The 21,172-nt window shown below is 46.5% G+C and carries 20 protein-coding genes; 9 read left to right on the top strand and 11 right to left on the bottom strand.

All coding sequences use genetic code 11. The annotated features are described in order from the left end of the window. Window positions 1-7 precede the first annotated feature (7 nt). A complete protein-coding gene (locus AC5JBY_RS12230; protein WP_495904878.1) occupies window positions 8-796 on the bottom strand; it encodes a helical backbone metal receptor in 789 nt (262 codons plus the stop codon). An 82-nt stretch (window positions 797-878) separates the two neighbouring features. Here AC5JBY_RS12230 and AC5JBY_RS12235 point away from each other — a divergent pair, with 82 nt between their 5' ends. Further along, window positions 879-3,251 carry an ABC transporter permease gene (locus AC5JBY_RS12235; RefSeq protein ID WP_495904879.1) on the top strand — a complete coding sequence of 791 codons (2,373 nt, stop codon included), beginning with the start codon at window positions 879-881 and terminating at the stop codon, window positions 3,249-3,251. A 1,033-nt stretch (window positions 3,252-4,284) separates the two neighbouring features. On the opposite strand, the gene AC5JBY_RS12240 is transcribed toward AC5JBY_RS12235, so the two are convergent. Together AC5JBY_RS12240 and AC5JBY_RS12245 are read right to left on the bottom strand one after the other, a co-directional pair. Next, window positions 4,285-4,809: a hypothetical protein gene (locus tag AC5JBY_RS12240; protein ID WP_495904880.1), complete on the bottom strand. Its 525-nt coding sequence runs from the start codon at window positions 4,807-4,809 to the stop codon at window positions 4,285-4,287. 156 nt (window positions 4,810-4,965) lie between these two features. Further along, a complete protein-coding gene (locus AC5JBY_RS12245; RefSeq protein ID WP_495904881.1) occupies window positions 4,966-6,327 on the bottom strand; it encodes a pyridoxal-phosphate dependent enzyme in 1,362 nt (453 codons plus the stop codon). Window positions 6,328-6,719: 392 nt separating this feature from the next. On the opposite strand from AC5JBY_RS12245, the gene AC5JBY_RS12250 reads away from it, so the two are divergent. From AC5JBY_RS12250 to AC5JBY_RS12270, 5 genes are all read left to right on the top strand, one after another. Further along, window positions 6,720-6,884 carry a hypothetical protein gene (locus tag AC5JBY_RS12250; protein ID WP_495904882.1) on the top strand — a complete coding sequence of 55 codons (165 nt, stop codon included), beginning with the start codon at window positions 6,720-6,722 and terminating at the stop codon, window positions 6,882-6,884. Window positions 6,885-6,941: 57 nt separating this feature from the next. Further along, on the top strand, window positions 6,942-7,844 hold the full coding sequence (locus AC5JBY_RS12255; protein WP_495904883.1) for a hypothetical protein: 903 nt from the start codon (window positions 6,942-6,944) through the stop codon (window positions 7,842-7,844). A gap of 31 nt (window positions 7,845-7,875) precedes the next feature. Next, on the top strand, window positions 7,876-8,520 hold the full coding sequence (locus tag AC5JBY_RS12260; RefSeq protein ID WP_495904884.1) for an alpha/beta fold hydrolase: 645 nt from the start codon (window positions 7,876-7,878) through the stop codon (window positions 8,518-8,520). Between the two features lie 113 nt (window positions 8,521-8,633). Beyond that, on the top strand, window positions 8,634-10,928 hold the full coding sequence (locus AC5JBY_RS12265; protein ID WP_495904885.1) for a Tex family protein: 2,295 nt from the start codon (window positions 8,634-8,636) through the stop codon (window positions 10,926-10,928). A 238-nt stretch (window positions 10,929-11,166) separates the two neighbouring features. Then, on the top strand, window positions 11,167-11,535 hold the full coding sequence (locus AC5JBY_RS12270; protein ID WP_495904886.1) for a hypothetical protein: 369 nt from the start codon (window positions 11,167-11,169) through the stop codon (window positions 11,533-11,535). Window positions 11,536-11,604: 69 nt separating this feature from the next. Here the strand turns inward: AC5JBY_RS12270 and AC5JBY_RS12275 are convergent, their stop codons facing one another. From AC5JBY_RS12275 to AC5JBY_RS12305, 7 genes are all read right to left on the bottom strand, one after another. After that, window positions 11,605-12,912: a sensor histidine kinase gene (locus AC5JBY_RS12275; RefSeq protein WP_495904887.1), complete on the bottom strand. Its 1,308-nt coding sequence runs from the start codon at window positions 12,910-12,912 to the stop codon at window positions 11,605-11,607. Window positions 12,913-12,914: 2 nt separating this feature from the next. After that, window positions 12,915-13,589, bottom strand: a complete 675-nt coding sequence (locus AC5JBY_RS12280) for a response regulator transcription factor (protein ID WP_495904888.1) — start codon at window positions 13,587-13,589, stop codon at window positions 12,915-12,917. Window positions 13,590-13,593: 4 nt separating this feature from the next. Continuing rightward, complete coding sequence (locus AC5JBY_RS12285; protein WP_495904889.1) at window positions 13,594-14,463, bottom strand: hypothetical protein; 870 nt, start codon at window positions 14,461-14,463, stop codon at window positions 13,594-13,596. A gap of 12 nt (window positions 14,464-14,475) precedes the next feature. Continuing rightward, window positions 14,476-14,799, bottom strand: a complete 324-nt coding sequence (locus AC5JBY_RS12290) for a hypothetical protein (RefSeq protein WP_495904890.1) — start codon at window positions 14,797-14,799, stop codon at window positions 14,476-14,478. A 65-nt stretch (window positions 14,800-14,864) separates the two neighbouring features. Beyond that, on the bottom strand, window positions 14,865-15,323 hold the full coding sequence (locus AC5JBY_RS12295; protein ID WP_495904891.1) for a hypothetical protein: 459 nt from the start codon (window positions 15,321-15,323) through the stop codon (window positions 14,865-14,867). A 271-nt stretch (window positions 15,324-15,594) separates the two neighbouring features. After that, window positions 15,595-16,128 (bottom strand): anti-sigma factor family protein, encoded by a 534-nt coding sequence (locus AC5JBY_RS12300; RefSeq protein ID WP_495904892.1) that lies wholly within the window; start codon window positions 16,126-16,128, stop codon window positions 15,595-15,597. A gap of 14 nt (window positions 16,129-16,142) precedes the next feature. Beyond that, a complete protein-coding gene (locus AC5JBY_RS12305; RefSeq protein WP_495904893.1) occupies window positions 16,143-16,727 on the bottom strand; it encodes an RNA polymerase sigma factor in 585 nt (194 codons plus the stop codon). Window positions 16,728-17,007: 280 nt separating this feature from the next. Here AC5JBY_RS12305 and AC5JBY_RS12310 point away from each other — a divergent pair, with 280 nt between their 5' ends. After that, window positions 17,008-17,388 carry a DUF6249 domain-containing protein gene (locus AC5JBY_RS12310; protein WP_495904894.1) on the top strand — a complete coding sequence of 127 codons (381 nt, stop codon included), beginning with the start codon at window positions 17,008-17,010 and terminating at the stop codon, window positions 17,386-17,388. Window positions 17,389-17,578: 190 nt separating this feature from the next. On the opposite strand, the gene AC5JBY_RS12315 is transcribed toward AC5JBY_RS12310, so the two are convergent. Beyond that, on the bottom strand, window positions 17,579-19,162 hold the full coding sequence (locus tag AC5JBY_RS12315) for a S41 family peptidase (protein WP_495904895.1): 1,584 nt from the start codon (window positions 19,160-19,162) through the stop codon (window positions 17,579-17,581). Between the two features lie 240 nt (window positions 19,163-19,402). On the opposite strand from AC5JBY_RS12315, the gene AC5JBY_RS12320 reads away from it, so the two are divergent. Further along, on the top strand, window positions 19,403-20,254 hold the full coding sequence (locus tag AC5JBY_RS12320; RefSeq protein WP_495904896.1) for an N-acetylglucosamine kinase: 852 nt from the start codon (window positions 19,403-19,405) through the stop codon (window positions 20,252-20,254). 70 nt (window positions 20,255-20,324) lie between these two features. Further along, on the top strand, window positions 20,325-21,140 hold the full coding sequence (gene murQ / locus AC5JBY_RS12325; protein WP_495904897.1) for an N-acetylmuramic acid 6-phosphate etherase: 816 nt from the start codon (window positions 20,325-20,327) through the stop codon (window positions 21,138-21,140). The last annotated feature ends 32 nt before the right edge of the window (window positions 21,141-21,172 follow it).

Genomic DNA, 21,172 nt, shown 5'->3' on the forward strand with positions numbered 1-21,172 from the left:
CATAAAACTAACTGATCTGTATGCTATTCAATAGCTCCTTAAAATATCCGGGCGCTTCGAGCAGACGGCTGCCATACCAGCTAAACATTTCTCCATCCGCCAGCATGATGCGCGTAGCGGGCAGGTATTCCTGCAATTCATCGATGTGGGGCTGCTTGAAAGGGTAGGGCTCTGAAGAAAGGAGCAGCAGTTCGCAATCCGCTTCTCGCAGGTCATCTACACTAATGACAGGATAACGCGTCTTATGTGCAAAAACATTCACCAGTCCACAGCGTTGCAGCAGGTAATGGATGAAGGTGTCGTTGCCGATGGTCATGTAAGGATCTCTCCAGATCAGGTAGGCTGTCTTCACAGAAGGCCCACTGGTGAAAGAAGCAAAAGCAGCTTCAATAGCGTGAATAGTTGCTGCAGCTTTAGCCGTTGTATCTGTAAGCTCACCCACAGATTGGATCATAGCCAGTGCATCTTCCAGTGTATTCACATCACTCACCCACACGGGGTAATGCCGGGCCAGTTCTTCTACCTGGTCCTGCATATTCTCTTCCTTATTGGCGAGAATAAGATCAGGTTGAAGATCATGCACCCAATCTATGTGCACATTTTTAGTGCCGCCGATCCTTTTTTTAGAACGGAACCAGGCTTCGGGGTGCACACAGAATTTGGTAATGCCCACCACTTCATTGTCCAGCCCCAGATGAGCCAGCAACTCCGTTTGTGACGGCACCAGCGAAACGATCCTTTGGGGAACGCCTGGCAGCGTAATGGTCCTGTTCAACTGATCGGTGAATGATGGCATAGCGCAAGTTACTGTGTAAAGAAATAATGCAGCGCGGTATGGAAAAAAACAGGTTTCCCATCTTACAGGCCTAATCCTGCTTATGCTTAAGAACTACTTCACCATTGCCTGGCGCCACCTGCTGAAGAACCGGCAGTTCACGATCCTCAATATTGTTGGCTTGTCTACTGGCCTCGCCTGTACGCTACTCATCTGGTTGTGGGTGAGGGATGAAATGTCGGTCGACAGGTTTCATGAAAACGAAGCACAGCTGTTTCAGGTGATGGAGAACAGATCCCTTTCCAGCGGCATCATCACTTCCCGGGAAACATCTCCCCACCTGGCCGAAACGTTGCCTGCGGTGATGCCCGAAGTGGCACAAGCAACGGTTATTACACCTCCTTCCTGGTTTCCCCGCGTAGCACTGTCTACAGACAATAAAAATGCGAGAGGCACAGGGGTCTTTGCTGATCAGCATTTCTTCGACGTGTTTTCCTATCCCTTCATCAGCGGTAATGCCAAAGAAGCGCTGGCGAACAAGGATGGTATGGTGATATCGGAACAACTGGCCATGAGCTTATTCAACCGCATAGATGTAATAGGACAACCCATCACCTGGCAATTCGTTACCGAAAAACGGAACAGTATTATAACAGGTGTTTTTAAGGGAACACCGGCTAACTCATCTATACAATTCGATTTCCTGTTATCCTTTGGGTTGTTTAAAGAGATGATGAACATGCAGGGGCCACTAAGTCCGGCATCGAATGGCGGTCCCTTCTTTACGTATATAGTCTTGAAAGAGGGTACAGAGGTGGCGGCCTTCAATGAAAAGCTGAGTGTCTTTATGAAAGGCTATAGCAATGGGCAGGCACGGCAAATGTTCCTGAAACCATATGCAGAAAATTACCTGTATGGTAGTTATGAAAATGGTGTACAGTCTGGCGGGCGTATTACGTACGTGCGGCTCTTTTCGCTCATCGCTATTTTTATCCTGGTCATAGCCTGCATCAACTTCATGAACCTCGCCACTGCTAAAACTGCCGGCCGGATGAAGGAAATAGGTGTTCGTAAAACAATGGGCGCCGGACGTATTTCCCTTATCGCGCAATATCTCTCTGAATCCTTCTTGCTGGTATTGGCTTCCATGCTGCTGGCCTTGTTAATGGTACTGTTTTTCCTGCCAGCCTTTAACCATATTACCGGTAAAGAACTCACAGTACAGGTCGATGCAGGGTTTGTGTTCACCCTGTTGGGGATTACTATTGTCACAGCCTGTCTGGCGGGCAGCTATCCGGCCTTTTACTTGTCAGGCTTCCACCCGGTGGCAGTATTAAAAGGAAAGCTGAAAAGCGCTGCAGGTGTGTTGTGGGCACGCAAGGGATTGGTCGTTTTTCAGTTTACGCTGTCGGTCATCTTCATTGTAGCAGTATTGGTGGTGTGCCGGCAGATAGCCTTTGTACAATCCCATAAAACAGGTTATGATAAAGACCAGGTGCTTTATTTCGATGCAGAGGGTAGTGTGGGCACCGGCATAGATGCTTTCCTGGCAGCACTGAAGCAAGTACCTGGTGTGGTCAATGCGTCCAGCATGGCAGGCAATGTATTGGGCGGACCTTCTAACATAGGCAATCGCTTTCAAAAAGATGGAGTAGACGAGGTGGTGCCTTTCAGGCCCTTCCTGGTCAACTACGGTATGATAGAAACACTGGGCATTGAAATGAAAGAGGGACGTGCATTCTCTACTGCCTGGGGTATGGATACAGCCCGACTTATTTTCAATGAAGCGGCAATCGAACTCATGGGTATTAAAGACCCGATAGGTAAGGTGATTAAATTCGATGGCAGAGACAGGGAAATCATCGGTGTGGCTAAGAACTTTCACTTCCAATCCCTGCATGAAGCAGTAAAACCCCTGTTCTTCAAGCTGGATGCGCCCGGCACCACAGTGATGGTGAAGATCAATACGGCCAGGGAAAAAGAGACCATCGATCAGCTGAAGTCTTTCTACGCAAAATACAACCCCGGCTTTACGCTCGACTATAAGTTCCTGGATGAAGATTACCAGGCCCAATATGTGGCCGAAAAACGCGTAGCAACACTCTCTAAATACTTTGCCATACTGGCTGTAATCATCTCCTGCCTGGGCCTGTTTGGGCTGGCATCCTTTACAGCTGAGAAAAGGCGCAAAGAAATAGGGGTACGGAAGGTGTTGGGAGCTACGGTAGGGCAGGTAATAATGTTGTTATCGAAAGATTTTCTGCGGGCGGTGGGCATTGCCCTGCTGATCGCTATACCACTTTCCTGGTGGATGATGCAAAGCTGGCTGAACGGGTTTGCCTGGCATATCGACCTCGGGGTGGATATCTTCCTGGTAACGGGCGTTTCGGTGGCTATACTAACATTGATAACAGTGAGCTTTCAGGCGATACGAGCGGCAATCGCGAATCCGGTAAAAAGTCTGGATAGTGAATAAAGAAAACGGAGATTGAAAAGGTGTGGAGGAGACCGCTGCTGCCTCCTGCTAAATAGAATAAGGATCATCTAGCAGGAGGGTATTGGAATTTGCAGGCGGTTCTTAACACACAGGAATTGGAACTCAATTGGTTTTTTCTCGGACGTTGGATCTTATGGACGGTTTTTTCAAGGATACGATTGGACTTGGTTCTTTTTCGGACGTTGGACTTGGACGGTTTAAGGACTTGGACTTGGACGTTGGTTTTTCACAGGCTGGACTGGCAATCGTTGGACATTGGACGGTTCACAAGGACATTGGACTCTTGGATTTTAAAAGGAAAAAGAAGTTGATTGATACTGGATTTTATGGATTTTCTGGATATTGGATGATGTCTTGATCTTTACATCGGATATTGGATATGATTGATAAGCTATCAATCAACTTCGATAACAAAGATATATCCACATCGAAATGTTAACAAGAGCAGAAATTCTCGATTTAATTTATTCGGTATTTACTGCAAAAATCGTAAGTGTTTCAGGGAATACATGGGAAGATAACGAAGGTAGTATGGGAATACTACGTTTTTGCCCCGGGGAAATGGCCATTTCGTTGATCGGCATCAAAAGAAGTCTACTGTAAGTTACGTGTTATCCACATATACACAGCCATATGAAAAAACTTTAATCCGTTTTTAAGACTGTTTAATTCCCCTTCATTTTAGGGTCATTGAACGGCCAACAAAGCGCATTGATCGAATAAAGTTCAGGTTCAGCCTTTTGCGGCCCATCTTTGTATCAGATTATTTGAGGAACCCTTTTTAACCCCCTATACCCTCCTCAATAAGTGAAACTTGATAAAGGAGCTGAAGAACTCAGTATTTGGTCTCTGATTAAAAGATTTCCGTGGGCTGGTGAGTAACACCAGCCCATTTTTATTTCTCCCTATTAGTCGTTCTGCAGGTACAACAAGTAAACAAGTCTTTACGCCAAAAAATAAGGGCTAACCTTAAAGGTCAGCCCCATCATATTAGGTAAGGGGGGATGCCAGATCAGAGTTTAAAGGCAACGCCAAGGCGTGCATTGGTAGAACCGATCGCTCCCAGTTCCACAAAGGCGCCAATATTGCTGGCGAAGTAATACTTTCCACCGGCAAAAATACCGAGGTATACGCCGCTGCCATAAGAAGATTTCAATCCTCCTCCGCTATAATCGTCTTTCCAGCTGAATACCCGGTAGCCCAATGCAGCGCCACCATATAAGTCAACCTTTTCATTGCCGATGTTCAACAACGTATTGAAGTGATAAGAACCCCTGGCGCCGAAATACAGCGCAGTGAACTTGAAGTTGCCAAGCTCCTTGTACTTGTAAGACAAATAATCGACATTACCACCCACGCTGATATCGTCTGTAATGCCTACCTCGAAAGAAGCACCGAAGGGAATACCGCCACTATAGTAGGAGTTGATACCAACACCCACGTTTAAGAGTTTGTCACCTTTGGCATAACCACCATTCTGGGCGCCTGCCAGTAAGGAAAGGAATAAAGCACAGCATAAAACACCGATTTTTTTCATGACTACCGATTTAGATAAAAAATAAGTGGCCAAAGTTATTTCGGTCCTTAAGGGCAAACAATACCGGAAGACGAGTAATTGTAACTACTGGAATTCCGGTAGTGGCCCTTTATGCTGTATGCATTAGCCTTGCTGTAGTCATGAAAGCAGGTGGTGTTAACTGCCCAGCGCCTGTATTACATCATACTTGGTAACGATGTGGAAGTTGCCGGCTTCATCTTTACTCAATACGGCGCCATTATCTTTATTGATAAGCGTACGTAATTTTTCGAGTGGTGTACTGAACTCGACTATGGGAAAGGCCGGTTCCATAACACTTTCCACGGTGGCATTTTTTATATCGGGATTGGAGAATACTTTTTGGAAAAGACCACTCTCACTGATGGCGCCTATAGGGCCATTACCATTGACTACCGGGATGTGCTCGATATCATGCTTTTTCATCAGTTCCACGGCATCGGATACCGTATGCTTAGGTTCTACGGTCACCAGCTTTTGCTTCACAGGCCGTCCATTTACAATGTCCCTGAACGTTTTCACATCCAGGAAGCCCCTTTCCATCATCCACTGGTCGTTGTAGATCTTGGCTACATAGCGGCTGCCGTGGTCATGAAATATACAAACCACTACATCGTCTTTTTTAAGACGGTCTTTCAGTTGCATCAAGCCCTGCAGGCAACTACCGGCGCTATAACCACAGAAGAGACCTTCTTCTTTGGCAATGCGACGGGCCATCACCGCCCCGTCTTTATCGGTCACCTGTTCAAAATGATCGATCACACTCATGTCGTAGTTCTCGGGCACAAAATCTTCACCGAAGCCTTCTGATATATACGGGTGCACTTCGTTCATGTCTACCTCACCGGTACGGAAATACTTGGTGAGCAATGAGCCATATACATCGATGGCCCATATCTGTATGTTGGGGTTCTTTTCTTTCAGGTACATGGCCGTGCCGGTAACGGTGCCACCGGTTCCTGCCGTGCACACGAGGTGGGTGATCTTGCCATCTGTTTGTTCCCACAGTTCAGGACCAGTGGTTTCATAATGCGCCAGCCTGTTGGCCAGGTTATCATATTGATTACACAGAAATGAATTCGGTATCTCTTTGGCCAGCCTGCGGGCCACGGAGTAATAGGAGCGGGGATCATCCGGTTCTACGTTGGTAGGACACACGATCACCTCGGCGCCTACGGCCTTCAGGATGTCCATCTTTTCCTTCGACTGCTTATCGGTAGTAGTGAAAATACATTTATATCCCTTTACGCAACCAGCCAGCGCCAGCCCCATACCGGTATTGCCACTGGTACATTCGATGATGGTGCTGCCGGGTTTCAGCTTGCCTTCCTTCTCCGCTACTTCCACCATCTTCAGCGCCATCCGGTCTTTAATGGAGTTACCCGGGTTGAAATAGTCCACCTTGGCCAGTATGGTACCAGGAAGATCCTTCGTGATCTTGTTCAGCTTTATCAATGGCGTATTGCCAATCGTTTCCAGGATGTTATTCTTGATGTTCATTATATAAAGTTAAGGAAATAGCGAGGTGAAGAGGCTGCCTTCCTGGCTTATCCTTACATTAAGAAACCTGTCATCTTAGGGTCATCCTGGGGTTTTCTTAGGGTATTTTTAGGCTTTTGTAGGGCTTCGTACCCTAAAATAATTATAGGATAACCCAATCTAAAGCCTAGATATTACGTATGTTACTAATATCAGCAGGCCTGCTGGATAGTAGCATTAAACAATAAAAAACTTTTTATGGCTATCAGCGAAAATGTATTATTGAAAAAGCTGTCCGGACACCTGGGCAAACAGATCGTGTTCAAACAATATGGCGAAAAACCGTGGTTAGCGCCTACCCGAATATGAGTCGCCGTAAGCTTAGTGCTAAGCAAAAACGGGTAAATACCATCATGAGAGAAGCCAATGAGGAAGCACAAAGAATAATGGCAGATGAGGAACAAAGGCATGCAGCACAGGTACGGCTGGACGTAACAAGCAATAAGTTGTACACTGCATTGATCAGCGAATACTTTAAGGCGATACAACCAGCCGGGAAATCTTCGTCAGGTAAGTAGTAGCATACAATCTTTACTTAGTGTGGAGTAGAGATCGTAAATTTAGGAAACTCTCTTATGCGAAAGCTAATTACCGCCGTCATATTAATTGTTTTTTACAGCCATCCCCTTTCAGCCTGTCTTAATTATTACCATGTAAGCGAACATGGAGTACACGGTAATGGTGGCGTAGATAACCTCGCTTATTTTTACCGGTTCCATGATGAAAAGGATTTAAAGAAAGCATGTAGGGAGTTTCAGAAAACCAAATGGCAACACAAAGAATATTACTTTCATTCTCATTATTCCAACTATGGGGCCAACCTGCTTAAGTTGGGGTTTTACAAAGAAGGACTAAATATATTCCGCTATCTCGTACAACAAAAGAGTGAGGAATACAATGTGATTGCCAATCTTGCCGTGGCCTATGAGTTGAACGGACAAACCGACAGCGCCCTTATATGGTTGCGCAAAGCCCTCGTTATAAGGCCCGATTCACACCACAACAGCGAATGGATACACCTGGCCATACTGGAAGCAAAAATACAGGAAGCTAAAGAGCCTGGTTGGTTGCAAACTCACCCGGTGATCCCTGATCAACAACTGACCGGAAAAACACAGGCTCAACTTATCAACTCGTTTTCATACCAGTTGCATGAGCGGCTGCCTTTTACAGCCGCGCCCGATCTGGCAGTATCGAAACTGCTGGAACAGTTTGGTGATATTTTAATGGGTATATCAGTATCGGAAGCCTGGAATCTCTATGCAATGGCACAGGTTTTTTCGCCTGCCGGTTCAGAGGCATTGCAGGCAAAAGTGAAGAAGGCGCAGGTGCTTACAGAAAAGTATAGTAAAGAAATTCCCAAAGGGCCTGGCGTGAGCCATTGGGCCACTGCGGCCTCCGTTCAAAAACTGGTAGATACTTACAAGGCACACCAGCCATTAAAATCCACCTCTATAAAGCCGGTTTTATATCACTAATCGTAATTTTGTTGGATTAACTTCTGATCATTTGAAAGCGTATTTTATCAGTGGGATGGCAGCCGATGAGCGGGTATTCAAATATGTCCGTCTGCCCGAAGGATATGAAATTGTACACCTTACGTGGATTACACCGCAGAAGGAAGAATCCCTGTCGTCCTACGCCATCCGAATGGCAGAAAGGATCGATATCAGCGAACCGTTTGTACTGGTAGGCCTGTCGTTCGGCGGCATGCTGGTCACTGAAATTGCCAAGCGCTACCCACCTGTAAAAACCATCCTCATTGCCAGCATTCCCCTGTCGGCACACCTGCCAGGCTATTTCCGGGTAGTGGCTAAGATGCGGCTGCACAAAGTAGTACCCATCGGGTTGGTTAAAACAGCCGCCCGTCTGAAACGCTACATCACCAATGAGAAATCGGAAGATAAAAAGCTGTTGTGGGAGATCATCAAAAGCAGTGATTCTAAATTTATCCGCTGGAGCATGGAGGCAGTATTGAGCTGGAAGAATGAAGAAATGCCGAAGACAATACTGCATATTCATGGCACCCGCGATGAAGTGTTGCCTGCCCGGTATACTACACCCACGCATATAATACCCAAAGCCGGTCACCTGATGGTGATGTCCCAGCCGGAAGAAGTAAACAGGATATTGCACAACGCATTGGCAGTATAGTACTTAAAAATCATATTTAGAACAGTAATCCCTGTTGATAAAACAAAGTTTTTTCTTTCATTCCTTCACTTACATTTGCGACCCTGATTTATGTCAGGAGTAAAAAATAGACCATGGAAGTAAAGTACGTACAAAAGATTGCCGAAAAATTAAGCCTTACACAAAAACAGGTCACCAATATCCACGATCTGCACGCCGAAGGAGCTACCATCCCCTTTATGGCACGTTATCGTAAAGAAGCAACCAACAATGCTGATGAAGTGGCGATTGGTAATGTGGTGGAGCAGATCAATTATTTCAACGAGCTCGACAAACGCAAGGACACCGTGATCAAAACGATCGACGGATTGGGGAAGCTGACACCCGAGTTGAAAGACCGTATCGAGAATTGCTACGACGCTACCGAATTAGAAGATATTTACCTGCCCTATAAACCCAAACGTAAAACAAGAGCCACCCAGGCCATCGAAAAAGGATTGGAGCCCTTGGCTAAAGTGCTGTTCGAACAAGGCAATGAAGATCCCAATGCCGAAGCGGCGAAGTTCATTACCGACCAGGTGAAGGACAACAAAGAAGCATTGCAGGGAGCGCGCGATATCATTGCAGAATGGGTATCTGAGCATGAGCAGGCACGCAATAAAGTGCGCCAGTTGTTTACCGAAACAGCTGTGTTCACCTCCAAGGTGCTTACCAGCAAGAAAGAGGAAGAAGAAGCACAGAAATACCGCGACTACTTCGAATTTAATGAGCCGTTATCGGACAGCCCTTCTCACCGTGTACTGGCTATTCGCCGTGGTGAAAAAGAAGGCTACCTGGTGATGGATATCAATATCGATAAGCAGACGGCTGTAGATGAGCTGGACAGGATCTTTATCAAAGCATCCAATCCCAACAGCACGGAAGTAAAGAAAGCCATCGAAGATAGCTTTGAGCGCCTGCTGAAATCGTCCATCGAAAACGAGTTCCGCCTCGTAAGTAAGAATAAGGCCGACGAAGAAGCGATCAATGTATTTACAGAAAACCTGCGCCAACTGTTGCTGGCCTCTCCGCTGGGGTCCAAGAAAGTGCTGGCCCTCGATCCGGGTTTCCGTACAGGTTGTAAAGTAGTGTGCCTCGATGCACAAGGCAACCTGGTATATAATGGCGTGATCTATCCGCACCCACCACAAAATGAATGGTCGAAGAGTGAAGCAGAAATAAAATTCCTCGTTGAAAAATATGGTATCGAAGCCATTGGTGTAGGCAACGGTACTGCCGGCCGTGAATCAGAACAACTGGTAAGAGGCATTGACTTTGGCCGCCCGGTAAGCGTGTTCCAGGTCAATGAAAGCGGTGCTTCTATCTATTCCGCTTCTGAAGTAGCGCGTGAGGAGTTTCCTGACCAGGACGTAACCGTACGTGGTGCGGTGAGCATTGGCCGCAGGTTGCTCGATCCGTTGAGTGAGCTGGTAAAGATCGATCCCAAATCCATCGGGGTAGGGCAGTACCAGCACGACGTGAACCAGACCAAACTGAAGGACGCACTGGATAGAGTTGTAGAAAGTGCGGTGAACTATGTAGGCGTGGATGTAAACACCGCTTCCAAGCACCTGTTGTTGTATGTATCCGGCCTCAACAATACACTGGCTAAAAACATTGTAGAATACCGTGCTCAAAATGGCGCTTTCAAAAGCCGTGCAGAATTGAAGAAAGTACCCATGATGGGACCAAAGACCTTCGAACAGTGTGCAGGGTTCTTACGTATCTCCGGCGCAGAAAATCCTTTGGACAACTCCTCCGTTCACCCCGAGAGCTATTTCGTGGTAGAGCAAATGGCCAAAGACCTGCAGGCTTCCCTGGAAGACCTGATCAAGCAATCCGAACTGCGCAAGAGGATCAATAAAAAGCAATACATCAGCGAAACGATTGGTGAGTTCACCATTGCTGATATCCTGAAGGAATTGGAAAAGCCGGGCCGTGACCCACGTGCTCAGATTGAAGAGTTCCGCTTCGATGATACGATCAAATCCATCGAAGATGTGAAGCCGGGTATGACGGTGCCAGGTATCGTGACCAACATCACCAACTTCGGTGCGTTTGTAGACATCGGCGTAAAGCAGGATGGCCTTGTACACATTTCTCAACTCAGCAACACCTTCGTGTCCGACCCTAACCAGGTAGTGAAGCTGAACCAGAAAGTAACAGTAACCGTTACGGAAGTAGATGTTGCCCGCAAGCGCATTGCCCTTACGATGAAGGATCAGCAGAAAAGCAGTGGTGGCGGCGGTCAGCAACGCAGGAACGAAGGCTCAGGTGGTGGTGGCAACAGGCCTGCCGTTGGTGGCGGTAAAGGACAGCCTAAGAAGCAGGAGCCGCTCAATCCTTTCCAGGCCAAGCTGATGGAACTGAAGAAGAAGTTCAATGATTAGAGTATAAGTGCTGAATTATATCTACGTATCGAAGCCGGTTGTATAACCGGCTTTTTTTTATGCGCACGTATAAGTATAGCGGTGATAATTGAGGTATAATACTGGTGAATTACCGTTAACAGATAACCGCTTATATTTTGCTGAGATAAAAGAGATATAGTTATTTTTAATAACTTCTATATATAGGGTATTTGCACGGATCGATCCTGCCATTATGTTTAACCATAAAAATTTTATCATGAAAACCAGGATTTTTCTGATCGCTATGCTATTATCTGTAACGCCCTTCCTTCAGTCTGCTAAGTCATACGAGGCAAAGGCGGTTAAAAAATTAGTTTGGACAACCTACTGTGGCTATGTTAGTGTTGGCTGTGGCAGCACGCCAACCAGCCCGGGCGGCCCTATTGAAGTAGTGATTGCCAGTGATGGCACCACTGCTTATCTGCAGCAGGTCACAGTAGCCGGTAGTTCAATACCTTTCTCTGTCATTTCTATCACGCCTTCTTTTGGGGCAAACGTATTTTCTGTAAACTTCAATTATCTCTGTCCTTCAGCCAGTGTTTGGAATAACTACACCGGTGGAGCATATACTTTGGAGTGCCCATAATGTAGAATGATAGACCATAATAATAAAGGGTAAACTTGCACAGCAGGTTTACCCCTTTTAACAAGATGACTACGGAAAAACAACACTGAATACTGTTCCCTTACCTGTTGTTGATTGCACATCGATACGAATGCTGTGGTATTGGGCAATACTCTTCACAATAGACAGCCCCAGCCCATAACCTTCCCCTTCCGTGCGGTTGGCCTTTTTAAAGCGGTTGAATATGGTGTCGATCTCTTCATGTGGTATACCTACGCCGGTATCTTCAATAGCTACAGTCCAGGAAGCGCCGATCCGCCGGGCAGCGATGGTAATGACTCCCCCTTCTTTATTATACCGTATGGCATTATTGATGAGGTTATAAAACAACTGGAAGAGTAGGTCATGGTTCATCCTGGCTATAACAACATCGGCAGGAATAGCTATGGTAACCTGCAGGTCCCGCGATGTGGCCCTGTGCTCCAACTCTTCCATTACATCGGTTATCAGTGCTTTTATATCGATGGTATCTGTACGGGCAAACTGGTCATTCTCGATGCGGGAGATCAACAACAAAGAGTGGACGATCTTCTTCAGCCTGTTCAGGGTTTTCATCATGCCCGTGAGCTTTTGCTGCAACTCCTCATCCATCTCGCTATCCACCATCAGGTTCTCGATCTTGTTTTGCAGGATGCTGATGGGCGTCATCAACTCATGCGAAGCATTGGAAGTAAACTCCCGCTCCTTATCGAACGCCTCCTTGATCTTGCCCATCAGTTCAAGCAGGGAGTGGTCGAGGTATTGAAAATCGGAAGTGCTGGTTTTAACAGGCGGCGCATGCTCCTTAAAAGGAAACCGTGTATTGATGAGCCGGGTGCGGATGATTGTGCCCAGCGGCCGCAATACCAGGCGCGTATAAGTAAGATCGACTAAGATGGTAAGAATGATAAGAACGATCAATACATACAATGCCACCCGCTGCAGAGGCCGGTTATACTGGCTGATGGTGGCAGTTGTTTTGCCTACTTCAAGGATATAATGCTTGTTTTGGTAAGTAAATACATGCCGTAATATCCTGTAGTTTAAAGTGTCGCCTTCTACAAGTCGGCGGGAGGTTTCTATAGTGTCTCTAAAAAAGCCGGTAGAGTCGGGTTCCAGGGAAATATATTCCTCCTTGAGCATGGTATAGCTGCCATAACTGTCCTCCCCCTGCAAGTAGTAATCGATACCATTGCTGTTGATGGCCTTCAGCACTTTCTTCTTTTGTTCGCGCAGGTTATAGTTGGTGTATTCAGAAGCGACCCTGTTTACCAATAGCGGCAGCAGCAGCACGAAGAGTACTACAATCGCCAGCTTCGAGAGCGTAATGAAAAGGGTTAGTTTGGTAAATAGTTTCAAGCTTAGATCTTTATTTTATAACCAATGCCACGGATCGTTTGCAGCCATTCGGCCGGCGCATAGGCAGTCAGCTTTTTACGAATATTCTTGATATGCACATCTATAAAATTAGAATCATAATCGTCATCAGAGAAATTACCCCAGATATGTTCACTCAATTGTGAGCGGGTGAGCGGCCTGTTCTTGTGCAGCAACATATAGTTGAGCAGGTCAAACTCCTTACGCGACAGCTCGATCTCCTGTCCTTCAAAAAGGATCGCCCGCTTGCTAAGGTCAACCATAAAATCACCCAATGCAACCAGAGAATCCTTCAAGCCCGATTTCCTGCGCGAAATGGCGTGCATACGCGATTGCAACTCAAGTAACGAAAAAGGCTTGGGCAGGTAATCATCAGCACCCAGGTCCAGCCCCTTGATCCTGTCTTCGAGATCACCACGGGCAGTCAATATGATATAAGAAGCATGGGGGCAACATTTTTTGGCTTCCTGCAACACATGCAGCCCATCTTTATCCGGAAGCCCGAGATCGAGGAGAATGAAATCATACTGGTTTTCTTCCATCATCTTTTGCCCCTGCCTCGCTGTAAAGGCAAGATCACAGAGATAGAAGGCTTTCTGTAGAAATGCTTCCATTTCCAGCGCCAGCGATCTTTCATCTTCAACGATCAGTACTTTCATAAGCTTAAAACTGGTAGTAAAAGCTAAGGGTGAAAAATGAGTTCGTCCTTTCTGTGCCTGCAGCCGGCTTCTTGCCCAGCACTGACAATTGATAAGCTACTTCAAACAGGTAGCTGGCCCGGTTGTAAGCAAGCGGCAGCTTAAAGTTATAGGAAAGCAGGTCAAAACTGGTTTTAGTGGTAGTAGTCGTTTCACTACCATTCTGACCACCTCCTAATATCGGTGGCAGCAGCACGCCCAGCAAGCTATCCCTTAAACGCTTTTCTTTCACATACGTCTCGTAAAAATGCTGCGTGCCGCCCACTGCATTGACACCAGGTGTTATTGACACAAAATCTTTAGGGCTGAATAAACTACCGAGGTTGATAAACTTACTGGTGCCGAGTGTAACGAATACATCCTGCGTTTTCCCAAAAGCATAATCAGCGTTGAGGGAAGTGCTCAGCCAGTTAGTCAAAGTAAGCGAAGCGCTCACATTGTCGGCATTGGCAGCCTGTATAAAAGGCGAACCGGAAGGAAAGAAAGTATGGCTATAGCTGATATCGGCAGCAAGCGTTTTGCTGAGGTTGAAAGATATACCTGCGCCAAGGCTGGTGGCAGAAACAGCAGCGCCGGAGTCATTTAGTAATTTATATCCCATGCCGCTAAAGTAAATACCGGAACGTAGTTGATACGTAGCGCTGGCAGCGATATAAGGCATGCTTTCCTGCGCACGCTGGCCATAATAGCTGGCATTGTTGGCATACGATACACCCAGCGTAAGTGTGGATTTGTTGACGATGGCTGTATCCGGAGCTACCTGGGCGCTGTCGGCTTGCGCAAAACAATACGAGCTCAGGAGCGCGGTTGTTAAAAGGGCAATAATAGATTTCATAAACAGGCGGATTTAATGCCCGATGAGTCCCGTAATAGGCTTTATGATCTTCGGCCTGATGACCTTGATCGGTTTTACCGGAACAGTTGGTAAGGGAACCGGTTTGACCTGCCTGCGGGATTTCGGAACTTCCTTTATTTTTTTGTCTGGCCTGGTAGTGGGGGATGGCGATTCTTCTTCAGGCTTTTTCACTTCCGGAAGGGTATCAGCAACACTCCTCATTTTATAGATGCCTGCCAGGTTACGGAAACCTTTCATGCCCCCATCATTACCGAAGCCGGTAAGCGGCCGGATGATGAAAAGCAGCACAATGAAAATGAGTCTTCGTGTCAGCATGATAGCCATTTATAAAAGTAACAGATTTTTACCTTCGCAAAGGCAAAAATCTGTTACCACGTTTGTTATTGAATACCAAGTCTTGCCACGCTGGTGATCCTTGTTTGCACGTGGGTATTGACTTGTACAGGCTTCACCATGTTGCCTGCTTTCTGCACGCTGGTTTTCACCCTGGTCTTTACCGCGCTGCCTGTTTCCTGGACAGTGGCAACTGTTTGGTGAACCTTTTTCACACTGGCTGATTTTACTTGTTGAGCCGCTGTAACAGCGGTTTCAGAGGAAGCTGCAGCCTGTGTATGAACAAACGCGTCGTTACTTACTTTGTTGTTGTTGATCGATGCCTGAGAGCTTGAGCTGGCGCTTGCCTGGGCAGATGCCTGGCCATTGGGTTGGGCAGGTTTGGTTACCTGCACATTGGTATTAACCTGTGTACTGGAAGTAACAGTTTGCTTGTTGTTAGCGTCTTGTGCAATAGTGGCGCCGGAGATAAATAATACGGCTGCCAGTAATAGTGTAGTTTTCATAACGTTTCTTTTTAGGTGTTTTGTAATTGTTATTACAATACAATATTCAGGGCCGAAGATGAAGGGAAAATGAAAAATGGGAAATGGCTTGTGGAGGCAGTTGTTTTCCATATTTTGGAAAAGCATACGTAATAAGAAGCCCCTCCGGGGAACCGGAAGGGCATACCGGAACATAGTGACAATAGATCACCATGTAAAAGGGTAAGTTGTTTGAAGCTTACCCTTTTGCATTTTACTAAGCCAGTATTATTTGTCTGATTAGATCTTGTGGTTAGTGCTTTTCCTGCAGTTGCTTTTTCTTTTTACCAAGATACATGTCCAGCAATATGAGTCCCAACACTGCATTGACCATCACGAATACGCTGGTATATGTGCTGTTGAAGAGCTTGCTGAAATCGAAGCTGTTGATGCGGTTAGCGTCGATATTAAAAGGTAGGGTAGTGCTGCCGCTTCCTCCGCCCGACCAGTTGACTGAGCCAAAAGCATAGATGAGGAAGCCGACAATGGTAAGCATGAAGAAACCCATTATTCCCCAGATGAGGCGCTTGTTGATATACGATTTGGCAGCAGGAGCAATCTGATACTTCGCAATATCCTCCATCACGTTTTGCGTAAAACGCATGGAAGGCTCATCCAGCTCCAGGCTGTTGCTCATCAACTGGTGAACATCCAGCAGTTCGTGGTATTTATTCCGCCACTCGATATTGCTATCGATCAACTGCCCGATGATGGATTTCTCTTCGGGCGTTGCAATCCCGTCGATATAATCCCACAGGCGCTCTTCAATGGATGGTTGCGTATTCATACTGCTCATTTTTACTAATTCATAATGTCTTTTACTTCCTGCTCGAAATGGGTTTCCATCTTTTCCTTCAGCCGCTGCCGTGCCCGGTGCAGCCGCACCTTCACGTTATTGGGCTCCAGTCCCATAATATGACCTATTTCCTCCAGGGTTTGTTCGCCCTGGTAAAATAAAGTGATCAGTTTGGCATCGTCCGGGCTCAATAAACGGATGGCTTTGTTCACCATCTGCACTTTGGACTTCTGCTCCACCTGGTTGGCTTTGAATCCGGAATCGGTGCTTTCCACCGTTTCAAACACCTTCTCATTATCCAACGAATGCGTATCCAGTTTCTTCTTGCGAAGAAAAGTGATGCAGGTGGTGGTCACGATGGTGTATAGCCATGTACTGAACCGCGAGTCCCCGCGGAAATCGGCCAGGCTGCGATAAGCTTTTACAAATACGTCCTGGGCTATCTCTTCGGCGTCCTCCCGGCTATTGGTGTATCGCAGCGTGATGGTGAAAACGTAGTTCTGATAGCGTTTCACCAGGTCGGCATACAACGATTGCTCACCACGCAGCACCCTGCTAATGATCTCATTATCATTCGTTCCGGTATTCATTACTGTAGATAAGACTACGGTCGGGAAGTTTTGGTTACAGGGAAAGGTAAAGAAATTTCAGGGTAAGGGGTGATACATATAAATATGCATCCGGGAAGAACCATCTGTACGAAAAAAACATCAGCTTATCCTGTAACCTCATTTCTTCACCTGTAGTCTTAGTTACTGTACAAGGCACTGAAAAAAAAATCTTCAGCAAGCTGTAACCCCGGGGCCGAAGCAGTAGTCTGATACAGAAACAAAGCAAAAACAACTTTTAAAACAATAAAAACTTTAAGCCATGGATGAAGGACAATTAGCGATACTTTGGCTGTTACTCAGCAGTTTAGCGCTCTTCTTAATGATATTTGGTATTCGATACCTCCGCAGCCGGGAAAATATGGCGATGATCGAAAAGGGACTTGATCCCAAGCTCAATCAGAACCGTCCGGCACCTTTTCAAAACCTGAAATGGGGATTGCTCCTGGTGGGCGCCGGTGCAGGATTACTGGTAGCTTTTATACTGGCCGATTATGTACTGTACCGTCCCGACAAGTGGGGCCACAATGAAGCCGATAACCCTGCCATCTACTTTGCCATGATCGCTATCGGCGGTGGATTTGGACTGATCACCTCTTACAGGATCGAAAAGAAGGAACTGCTGGATAAGAAAGAAATCTAACATCAGCGGTAAGAAATACGAGATCAGAAATGGCTAAAGAAACACAGTATAGCAGCCATGAAAACAAGAGTATAGTATAGCCAAATAGAAAAACAAAAACGCAGTATCGCCGTAAGGTGATGCTGCGTTTTCTTTTAAGTACCTGGTGTGGTAGCGAATTGTATTTATGCTGTATTCTGAATACTGTATTCTACTTCTTAATCTCCTGAAGCGCCCGGATCACCATCGTATCACTCAGGTTATTGACCTCATAATATCCCGGCATGCGCCACAACTGGCGGGCCAGCCAGGTTTTGATGCGATGCTCTACTTCAGCCTTGTCGCGACCTACAAGTCCCTGCAGTTGCACAGAATCTTTGGCCGCATACGAGACCAGGCTGTTCCAGGCAGCTTCTGACTGATTGAAGCGCTGGGCAAAATCAGTAGGATTCTTGAACTGATCGAAGTAAGAGCGATTTTGAATGTAATAACTATAGATAAACTTGCTAAACGTTTGGTTATTGAACAGCGCATATACCGGCGCTGAATAACCTGCCGTGTCAAAAGGAATAAAGATATCGGGCGTAATGCCACCGCCGCCGTATACCGTCCTGCCTTTGGGCGTTTTGTAAGCCGGGCCGGTGTGGTTGGTGCTGGTATCACCTTTTATCATCTCACCATTGTGGAAACGTTCGGATACTTCGTCATTATAAGCCGCCCTTCCTTTATTATACGGCTTCTGGATATTACGGCCCAGCGGAGAATAATAACGTGCCACTGTAAGGCGAAGCGCAGAACCGTCAGTCAGGTCATATTGTTCCTGCACCAGGCCCTTGCCAAAAGTACGACGGCCGATGAGCGTAGCCCTGTCCCAATCCTGCAGTGCGCCGGCCACTACTTCACTGGCAGAAGCAGAGTTTTCATCTACCAGCAGCACTACTTTACCTTGCTCCAGCAAGCCGGGGCGCTTGCAGCGGAACTCCTGCCGCGTTTGCTTATCCCCTTGTGTATATACGATCAGTTTATTATCACTCAGGAATTCATCTACTATATCTACAGCTTCACCAAGGATGCCGCCGCCATTGTCGCGTACATCAAAAATGAGTTGCTTCATGCCCAGCTTCTGCAACTTCTCGGTAGCCTGCATAAACTCTTCGTAGGTAGTACCGGAGAATTTATTGAGGTGAATATAACCGGTAGTAGCATCGATCATGTAAGCAGCATCTACTGAATACAACGGTATAGTACCACGCGTAATAACAGTCTTAATTGCTTTCCCGTTCCTCAGCAATTCAACCGGTACTTCACTGCCTCCGGGGCCACGCAGCAACTTCTTGATCTTATCACCATCGATATTGCCGGCAACGGCGGAGTCGCCTACTTTCAGGAACTGATCACCGATCTTCAGGCCGGCTTTGTCGCTGGGACCGTCAGCCAGTACATTGGTAACGTTCACCGTATCATTGATGATGTAAAACTCCACACCGATACCTTCGAAATTTCCCTGCAATTCTTCGTTTACATCATCGAGGTATTTAGCGGGGATAAAAATAGAGTGAGGGTCGAGGTGGGCCAGCATCGCCTGTATGGCATCATCAGTAAGCGTATCCGTATTCACTTTGTCTACATAGCGCAGGTTCACGAGGTCGATGACTTCCTGTACGGAAGAGCGCTTGGCAGTTTCAAAAAGCCCCCGGGAATAGGGGATATTCTGGCGCAACTTGAAGCCGATCATCATGCCTGTTATCAACACCAATGCAAACAATAAGGGTAGCCATACCTGTAGTTTCTTCATCTCGCAAAAATATTTTTTAAGGTCGGATGTCATAACCTGGCGCGCTTTTTTTGGTAAAAAAGCATAGATAATTGCGGTTTTCTGCTGCTTTTTTGGGAAATCGGCTGCCTGGCAGGTTACTTCATGCGGGGTCGCTCAATTTTAAAATTTAGGGGCGAAGTTCATAATTAATTCTCAATTCCACGCTTTACCTTCGTTAAATGGTTGCTGCTGAGTATGAAAGATTAAACGGAATTATCTATGGCCATTTTGATTGCGGATAGCGGGGCTACCAAATGTGAATGGTGCCTGGCAGATGACACAAAGAAAAAGAACAAGACGGTATTTACGCAGGGTATCAGTCCCTACTTTTTAAATACCCCGCAAATAGAAGCAATTATCCGTAATGAGTTGTTGCCCGGGCTGAAAAATGCCTCCGTAGAAGCGGTGTTCTATTATGGTACAGGTTGCAGCAACCCCGCCAATGCCAAATTGGTAAAAAAGGCAATTACCAACGTATTTCCGGGTATAGAAGTTCAGGTTACACATGACCTGTTTGGGGCCGCACGTGCCTTATGCGGCCGGGAGAAAGGGATTGCCTGCATCCTGGGCACTGGCAGCAATTCATGTTATTACAACGGACAAAAGATCGTTAAGAATAGCCCGGGATTAGGATATGTGTTGGGCGATGAAGGCAGCGGGGCCTACCTGGGCAAGAAGGTGCTGCAATACTACCTGTACAATACGTTTGATGACGAGCTGAGGTTTAAGTTTGAGGCTAAGTACAAGGATATTAATGCAGTAGAGATACTGGAGAACATTTATAAAAAACCGTTTCCCAATCGTTATCTGGCCACCTACACCCTCTTCCTGGCAGAGAACCGCGGGCATTATATGGTTGAGAATATTATCGAGGACGGGTTGAATGATTTCTTCTTCACCCACCTCTGTAAATATGGCGAAAGCTGGAAACTGCCTATCCACTTTACCGGTGGCGTATCCTACGCCTTCCGGGATACGGTAAAAGACCTGTGCCATTCTTATGAGTTCGAATTGGGACAGATACTGAAAAACCCGATGGAAGGACTGGTGAAATACCATTTGCCCAGGTAAAGCCGTTCATAATAAGGGCAGTCCTGATTTTATTGATAATCAAAGCATAAAAAAGAAAGAAATAGCATACATGTCAGCATTCAACAAAGTAACTGAGCAGTCGAGTCATTACAGGCATTTGGAAAAGATGAGTATTCATGAGCTTCTTGCCAATATCAATGAAGAAGATAAGATCGTGCCCCTGGCAGTGGAGAGAGCGATACCACAGATTGAGTCATTGGTAACAGCCATCGTAGATAAAATGCTTGCTGGCGGACGCTTGTTTTACATGGGAGCTGGCACCAGCGGAAGGCTGGGTATATTAGATGCTTCTGAGATCCCCCCCACGTATGGAATGCCGCACGGTCTGGTGATCGGTATTATTGCAGGCGGTGAAATAGCTATCCAACGTCCTGTTGAACAGGCCGAAGATAGCTGGGAGCAGGGATGGCTTGATCTTCAACAACACAATGTAGATATCAATGACGTGGTGATTGGCATTGCAGCCAGCGGCACCACCCCCTACGTAATAGGCGCCCTCAATGAGGCCCGCAAGCAAGGTATCGTTACCGGTTGCATTACCTGCAACGAAGGATCTCCCCTCGCCAAAGCCGCTGAATTTCCGGTGGAAGTAGTAGTAGGCCCCGAATTCGTGACAGGCAGCACCCGCATGAAAAGCGGTACCGCCCAAAAACTGGTACTGAACATGATCTCTACCTCCGTGATGATCCAGATCGGCCGGGTAGAAGACAATAAAATGGTGAATATGCAGCTCACCAACAGCAAGTTGGTCGATCGCGGCACCAAAATGGTCATGGAAAGAACTGGTATTAACGATTATGATAAAGCGAAAGCCCTTCTTATCAAGTTCGGCAGCGTGAAAAAAGCCGTTGACTCCCTGGGATAATTCCAGATTTTTAAATTAGTTAACACAGATTT

The sequence above is a fragment of the Paraflavitalea sp. genome, from assembly GCF_059502485.1.